This is a genomic window from Deferrivibrio sp. (assembly GCF_055117995.1).
Window position 1 is genome coordinate 21,507 of the sequence record NZ_JBSQOT010000026.1, and the last position, 7,067, is coordinate 28,573.

Genomic DNA, 7,067 nt, shown 5'->3' on the forward strand with positions numbered 1-7,067 from the left:
GTTTACAATTTGATTCCTGAAAATAACATAAACGCAATTGCCATAATACCGGCAACGATAAAAGTTATCCCTATCCCATCAAGACCTTTTGGTACATCAGAATATTTCATTTTTTCCCTTATACCTGCAAGAGAAACGATTGCAAGCGCCCAGCCCACACCGGAACCAAGTCCGTAGACTACACTTTCACCAAAGTTATAATTTCTTTGAACCATAAAAAGTGTTCCCCCAAGTATTGCACAATTTACAGTGATTAAAGGCAAAAATATACCAAGGGCATTGTAGAGAGCTGGCATAAATTTATCCAGAAACATTTCCAGTACCTGGACAAGTGCTGCAATTACACCTATATAAGTAACAAGCCCTATGAAAGTAAGATCAATATTTTCAAATCCAAGCCAGGAAAGGGCACCTTCTTTAAGGATGTGTTGATAAATAAGGTTGTTTACAGGGACTGTTATAGTTTGAACTACAATAACTGCTATACCGAGCCCTTTGGCTGTTTCAATTTGTTTGGATACTGCAAGAAAGGTGCACATCCCCAAAAAAAAGGCGAGTGCCATGTTTTCTACAAATACAGATTTTACGAAAAGACTTAAGTAAGCTTCAAGCATTATTTATTTTCCTTTCTTATAATCTTTACTGCCCATATAATAAGCCCTATGAGAAAGAAAGCGCTTGGCGCAAGCAGAAAAAGGCCATTTGGCGTGTACCAACCACCGTTATTAACAGTCTGAAATACCTCTATGCCAAAAAGTTTCCCTGCACCTATAAGCTCTCTGAAAAAGCCAACTATTAAAAGTATAAGTGCATAGCCAATCCCATTTCCAAGTCCATCAAGAAGACTTTCAAAAGGTTTATTCTTTAGTGCAAATGCTTCTGCACGCCCCATTAGTATGCAGTTTGTTATTATAAGCCCCACAAAAACGGAAAGTTGTTTGCTTATATCGTACATAAAAGCTTTTATTATCTGGTCTGCTACTATAACCAGCGACGCTATAACGGTCATTTCAACTATTATTCTTATACTTGATGGGATATATTGTCGCATAAGACTTATAGTGAAATTTGAGAAGCTTAAAACCGCGATTACAGATAAACCCATTACAAAAGATGTTTTTAGGTTTGAAGTAACAGCAAGCGCTGAACAAATGCCCAAGATCTGAACAGCTATCGGGTTATTCTTAAAAATTGGGTCAAAAAATATATTAACCTTTTTCAACTGGGAGCTCCTTATGCTTACCTATATATTTTAAAAGGTCTTCAAACCCACTTTTACCTAACCAGAATCTGACAAATGAATTTACACCTTTGGTGGTCATTGTTGCACCTGAAAGTCCATCTATTTGAAACTTTGAGTTTTTGTCGTTATCATCTACAATACCTTTTATAACTTCTATTTTAAGCTCACCATTTTCATCATAAATCTTTTTCGAATTCCAGAGAGCTTTCCACTTAGGGTTGTCTACTTCACCACCAAGCCCCGGAGTTTCTTTCTGGTCGTAAAACGTTAGCCCTTGAATAGTGTTTCCATCGTTTTTAATTGCAATAAATCCGTACATCGTTGACCAGAGTCCATTGCCAAATATTGGCAGGACTACAAGTTCAAGTGTATCGTTATCATAAAATGCGTAAAAAGGGATTTTGTCAGGGATACTTTTAAAGCCTTCCAAGTCACCATTCAGTTGAATGCTTGTATCTTTGTTTTCCGAAAGTCGTTTGAAATTTCTAAAGTAATTACTTACATTTGTGGCTTCTTCAACCTTTTTTGTTTTAAGATTAAAGTAAAAAGTTTTAATTTTTTTAAATTCCTCATCGATGTTATCAGTATTTTTGCCGGCGGCAATAAGCACATTTTTATTTCTTTCAAGCTCTTCATTTTTTTGCTGAATAGGTTTTAGCAACACAGCAGCCAGCGATACAACAAATGAGAAAAACAGTGCCAAAATAAGTGCCGTAAGAAATATTTTTTTGTTAGATTCTTGTTGCATATCTTTTTTCTCTTCTTTTGATATTCGCTTCTATCACAAAATGATCTATTATCGGAGCCATAATATTTGCAAAAAGTATCGCAAGCATAGCTCCTTCCGGATATGCTGGATTAACCACACGTATTATTGCTGTCAAAGCACCTATTAAAAAACCGTAAAAATATTTGCCCACAGTTGTCATTGATGCAGACACAGGGTCAGTTGCCATATAAACTGTACCAAAGGCAAATCCTCCCAAAATAAGATGAACGAAAGGGTTAAGCTGAAACATATGGTTAGTTTCACTGCCTATAAAGTAAAAAACAGAGGATGTAGCAATAAGTCCGATAACTGACATTAACATAATACGCCAGCTGCCGATTCCGGTGTAAATTAAAACAACTGCACCAAGCAAGCAGGCGAGTGTCGATGTTTCACCCATCGAGCCAGGTATAAGTCCCAAAAAGGCATCAGTCAAGCTGTATGAAATATTTCCACTTAAAGCCATTTCAGATAGAGGTGTTGCTTTGGAGATTGAGTCGAGCCCTATCCATACCTTGTCACCTGACATTGATGCAGGATAAGCGAAAAACAGCACGGCTCTTGAAAATAGCGCCGGATTTACGATATTTCTCCCTGTACCACCGAAAACCTCTTTACCAAGCACCAGGCCAATGGAAAGTGCTACACTTGCTTCCCATAGCGGCACTGTCGGAGGAAGTATGAGAGGGTAAAGCAGAGAAGTTACGAGGAAGGCTTCTCCAATCTCATGTTTACGTATGACTGCAAAAAGTAGCTCCCATATCCCCCCCACGATAAGTGTTATTATGTAAAGGGGGAAAAAGTACAGACTGCCGAGAAAAAAGTTTGAATAAATACTTTTATAGTCGTAAGGAATGTTAAAAAATTCCATTATATGATGTCTGAAACCTATTGCTGTTTTGGAATTATCTATAGAATAAAGCAAATTTGCCTGATAGCCTGTATTGTAGAGAGCCATAATTACGCAAGGTATAAGCGCAATTACCACCGTGGTCATAATTCTTTTTAAGTCCAGGCCATCTCTGATATGAGTTTTATCTTTTGTCCTGTTTAGAGGGGTAAGTATAAAAGTATCTATCATTTCAAATACAGGGAAGAGTCTTTCAAACTTTCCGCCGCTTTTGAAATGTTTTTCAAGCTTTTCAAAAAAAACTTCGAGTTTTTTCATTTAATCTCCTAAACTTCAAAAAGAGTCGTAATAAATTCTATCAAGAGTTTCCCTTAACATTTTTACATAGTCGTTTTTACCAGGGCACACAAAAGTGCATAGAGCAAGATCCTCTTCAGACAGCTCAAGAATCCCCAATTTTTGACACATTTCTTCATCACCAACGGATAAATATCTGAGCAAATGGGTTATTTCGATATCAAATGGGAATACCTTTTCGTATGAGCCCACAGGGACAATAGGTCTTATACTTCCATGCATCGAAGTATCAAAACTAATATTTTTATCTCCAAACAATTTTGAAAGAAATACATTTTTCACTGAAAAAACATCTTTACCAGGAAGAGCCCATTCCATAAACTTTCTTTCGGTCATTTCCTTTAAAATGGTTATCTGATAATCATATCTGCCAAGAAACGGTTCATCTTCAGTCACTTTACGACCATAAAACAAATTCCCCGAAATTATTCTTAAGTCATCCCTAAAATCTATGTCCAAAAGATCGTAAATATTGCTTAACATAGGAGCTTTTACGATATTTACTTCGTTTTTGGTAAGGTCTGATATTGCGATATAACGATATGCCGAAAGAATATTTCTTGAAAATAGTTTGCCAATTGCAGCCACTTCCTGAAAATCTATATGCCATATACTCTTTTTGTCATTTACGGGATAGAGATAATGAATGTGTGTTCCTGTCAAGCCGGCCGGATGAGCTCCCTTGAATTTAACGTAGGTAATGTTATCTGTATCTTTGATATTGTACTTAAAATTTTCATCAACGCAGACAAATGTCTTTTTTGAAGCTAATTTTGAAACTATTTGTACACCGGCAAAAAAATCATCCTCAATAAGTTGCAATATTTGAGATGAGTTGTAAGATAACGGTCTTGATTCACAAACATTTATAAATATAACTTCAGGCCTTTTTTCTGGATTGGGTATAAAGTCAAACGGACGTTGTCTGAAAGCAGAAAACAGCCCGCACTCTAAAAGTGTATTTAAAATATCATCTTTGTCGGCATTGAACTCAAATTCAAATTCAGGTCTGATATCACAAAAAATCGACAATATTTTTCTTTTTTCCCCTCTGGTTATTTTTGTCAAATTGCCGTTAGCGGGGATATTTATTTTGATATTTTCATCTTTTTTATTGAAAATTACAGGTTTAAAAGGTGATATATTTGATGATTCTTCCAGCATGAGTCTTGGTTTGAAAAGTTTGTAGTCATCAGTGGTGAGCCCCATTGATTTAGGGACAACAGTTTTTACTTCACTATTGTATTTACACTTGATTGGAAGAGTAAATCCTTTTTTTATATTAATTTCTTTCATTCTTTCATTTTACCTTCAAATAATAATTACAAACATATTAAATTAAAGCACAAAAAAACTGAATGTCAATAGCAAGGTTTATTAGAATAGTTTTAAATAAAAATCAACAACTTTTAATGTTATAATAAATTAGTTAATTAATGCTTTTTTTAAGGGGTGGCACATGTTTGAAGCGGCCGAACTTAATCATAAATTGGGTAAGAAGGAGTTTAAAAAGGAGATTGAGAAGATTAGGGGGATCTTATCAAAGTTCAGTTAGATAGCAGAAAATACAGGGGGCCGATTATTTTTATTATTTTAGGTGTAGATGGAGCTGGCAAGGGGGATTTGGTAAATTTCTTGGGTACCATACTTGATATAAGAAATGTAAAAATTGAAACATTTTGGGTAGAAACCGATGAGGAAAAAGAAAGACCTTATTTTTGGAAATACTGGATGAAACTTCCAAAAAGGGGGCAGATAGGGATATTTTTCGGAGCATGGTATACGAAACTTATGAATGATTATATTAAAGGGGATGTTAATGAGGTTGAGTTTCAATATAAACTGACAAGAATAGTAAACTTTGAAAAAATGCTTGCGGATGATGGTGCTGTAATTGTTAAACTATGGGTGCACTTTTCAAAAGATGAGCAGATGAAAAAATTAAAAAAACTGTCAAAAGAGAAAAAACTTACTGATGAGGCGAAAAAAAGGGCATTCTGGAATTATGAGAATTATAAAAAGATAATAGATTGTGCTGAAAAAACTATAAGGTTTACGGACAGAGCAGAATCAAGATGGTATCTTATTGAAGCTAAAGATAAACAATTCAGAGAACTTAAGGCAGTTCAGATAATTTACGAACATCTCAAAAACTTGAATTTAGTTTTGGCTAAAGAACAGATAAATATTTGGGTAAAGCACTTTCCAAACCCCATCCTTGAAAAGCTTGATTTGAATAAGAGTGTCAAAGAAAGCACTTACAATAAAAAAATGGATGAATACAGAGAAAGGATAAATGAACTTATGTGGAAGGCTTACAGAAATAAAATATCTACTATTCTGGTGTTTGAAGGGTGGGATGCCGCAGGCAAAGGGGGAGCAATTAGAAGACTGGCTTCCGCAATGGATATTCGACTTTTGAGGGTAATGTCAGTTAGTGCACCAAATGAAGAGGAGAGGAGCTACCATTATTTGTGGCGATTCTGGAAATATATCCCGATGTATGGTTTCACGACGATATTTGATAGGTCATGGTATGGGAGGGTATTGGTAGAGTGTGTAGAAAAATTTGCAACATATCAGGAAATTGAAAGGTCATATGAAGAAATTGTAGATTTTGAAAACAATCTTGTGTCAAGCAATGTTGTGGTTATTAAGTTTTGGCTTCATATTGATAAAGAAGAGCAGCTAAAGAGATTTAAAGAAAGGGAGCAAACAGAATGGAAGAATTATAAAATTACCGAAGAAGACTGGAGAAATAGAGAAAAATGGGATAAATATATGATGGCAGCAAATGATATGATATTTCGTACAAGCAGTAAGGATTGCCCATGGTTTATTAGTGGAAGCTAACGATAAAAAATATGCAAGATTAAAGGTAATGAAAACATATATTAAAGTCCTTGAAAAGCGCTTGAAAGATTATAGTTAAATACTTTAAATTTGAGCTAATGTAAAATCTTTGTAAAATTTTTTTAAGCTGCTACCCCTTTTGGCTGTATTATGTTAAATTTAAATAAAAGGGGGATAATATGAGTGAATTTTACATAATAAGACATGCCCATGCGGTTGAAAGAAGCCTTTGGGGTAAAGATGATCTTGAAAGGCCACTTACAAAGGATGGGAAACAAAGAGCAAGGTCAGCATTTAAAAAGCTATTTAAAAGACTTAAACCACCAAAAGTTATTTACACATCAGAAGCTGTCAGGTCGTTTGAGACTGCCCTGATATTGAAAAAGATTACAGGAGCTGAGATAATCAAGGACAAAACATTAAACCCGGGTGCTGATAATCTCTCGTATCTTACAATTATAAAGAGTTATGATCAAAACAAACCTTTTGCTATTATTGGACATGAGCCGGATATTTCAAAATTTATCTCATTTTATGTAAGTGAAAATGCTATCAATTTAAGGGTGAAGAAAGGTTCTATATGCCATATAAAGAATAAGTGTATACATAATTTTATAAGCCAGGATGTTTTACTTTAGAAAAGATTTCAAAGATAATTTTGAAGATATCATCGCTGAATATTTTCTTAATTATCAGGTAGACGATGATTTTGTTGGTGTGGTAGGTATCTTTGATACTTTTGATCTGAATTTTTTAAAATCTGATAGCGTTGTTGTTAATTTGAACGGTGATTATAAGAAGGTAGATATTTCCAAATTTACCATTTTATCTTTTGATAAAGCGTTTTACGATAATTTCAGAAAGTTATTGAGGCTTAGCAGAAGCCTTGTTTACTATAAAAAGTTCAGATTGCTTGATGATATTGGTAAAACGATCGGGTTTATTGTGTTTTTCAGATACAAAGACAACACAATCTGTAAAATATCTTCAAAGAA

Annotated in this window: 8 protein-coding genes; 3 read left to right on the forward strand and 5 right to left on the reverse strand. The window is 34.6% G+C overall.

The genetic code is table 11. The features are described 5' to 3' along the window. Nucleotides 1-2: 2 nt before the first annotated feature. The 5 genes from nqrE to nqrA are packed head-to-tail and all read right to left on the reverse strand — an operon-like array spanning nucleotide 3 to nucleotide 4,515. Entirely contained in the window at nucleotides 3-614 is a 612-nt protein-coding gene (nqrE, locus tag ACTCAF_RS07795) for an NADH:ubiquinone reductase (Na(+)-transporting) subunit E (protein ID WP_463062726.1), read from the reverse strand. After that, nucleotides 614-1,222, reverse strand: a complete 609-nt coding sequence (locus tag ACTCAF_RS07800; RefSeq protein WP_463062727.1) for an NADH:ubiquinone reductase (Na(+)-transporting) subunit D — start codon at nucleotides 1,220-1,222, stop codon at nucleotides 614-616. The genes nqrE and ACTCAF_RS07800 overlap by 1 nt, the downstream gene beginning before the upstream one ends. Beyond that, nucleotides 1,209-1,991: a Na(+)-translocating NADH-quinone reductase subunit C gene (locus tag ACTCAF_RS07805; protein WP_463062728.1), complete on the reverse strand. Its 783-nt coding sequence runs from the start codon at nucleotides 1,989-1,991 to the stop codon at nucleotides 1,209-1,211. The genes ACTCAF_RS07800 and ACTCAF_RS07805 overlap by 14 nt, the downstream gene beginning before the upstream one ends. Continuing rightward, the gene (locus ACTCAF_RS07810) at nucleotides 1,975-3,180 is read right to left on the reverse strand and encodes an NADH:ubiquinone reductase (Na(+)-transporting) subunit B (protein ID WP_463062729.1); all 1,206 of its coding nucleotides are present in this window, start codon (nucleotides 3,178-3,180) and stop codon (nucleotides 1,975-1,977) included. The genes ACTCAF_RS07805 and ACTCAF_RS07810 overlap by 17 nt, the downstream gene beginning before the upstream one ends. Nucleotides 3,181-3,195: 15 nt before the next feature. Next, a complete protein-coding gene (nqrA, locus tag ACTCAF_RS07815) occupies nucleotides 3,196-4,515 on the reverse strand; it encodes an NADH:ubiquinone reductase (Na(+)-transporting) subunit A (protein WP_463062730.1) in 1,320 nt (439 codons plus the stop codon). Between the two features lie 294 nt (nucleotides 4,516-4,809). Between nqrA and ACTCAF_RS07820 the strand changes: the two genes are divergently transcribed. The 3 genes from ACTCAF_RS07820 to ACTCAF_RS07830 all read left to right on the forward strand — a co-directional run. Further along, nucleotides 4,810-6,072, forward strand: coding sequence for a polyphosphate:AMP phosphotransferase (locus tag ACTCAF_RS07820; RefSeq protein WP_463062733.1), 1,263 nt, complete (start codon nucleotides 4,810-4,812; stop codon nucleotides 6,070-6,072). A 179-nt stretch (nucleotides 6,073-6,251) separates the two neighbouring features. Beyond that, nucleotides 6,252-6,710 carry a SixA phosphatase family protein gene (locus ACTCAF_RS07825; RefSeq protein ID WP_463062731.1) on the forward strand — a complete coding sequence of 153 codons (459 nt, stop codon included), beginning with the start codon at nucleotides 6,252-6,254 and terminating at the stop codon, nucleotides 6,708-6,710. Further along, nucleotides 6,697-7,067: hypothetical protein (locus ACTCAF_RS07830; RefSeq protein WP_463062732.1), on the forward strand; the 371-nt coding region annotated here is incomplete at its 3' end. The genes ACTCAF_RS07825 and ACTCAF_RS07830, both read left to right, overlap by 14 nt.

Coding starts and splice junctions, on each gene's coding strand:
- ACTCAF_RS07810 (WP_463062729.1), bottom strand. CDS start 3,180: ATGAAAAAACTCGAAGTTTTTTTTGAAAAGCTTGAAAAACATTTCAAA.
- ACTCAF_RS07805 (WP_463062728.1), bottom strand. CDS start 1,991: ATGCAACAAGAATCTAACAAAAAAATATTTCTTACGGCACTTATTTTG.
- ACTCAF_RS07825 (WP_463062731.1), top strand. CDS start 6,252: ATGAGTGAATTTTACATAATAAGACATGCCCATGCGGTTGAAAGAAGC.
- nqrE (WP_463062726.1), bottom strand. CDS start 614: ATGCTTGAAGCTTACTTAAGTCTTTTCGTAAAATCTGTATTTGTAGAA.
- nqrA (WP_463062730.1), bottom strand. CDS start 4,515: ATGAAAGAAATTAATATAAAAAAAGGATTTACTCTTCCAATCAAGTGT.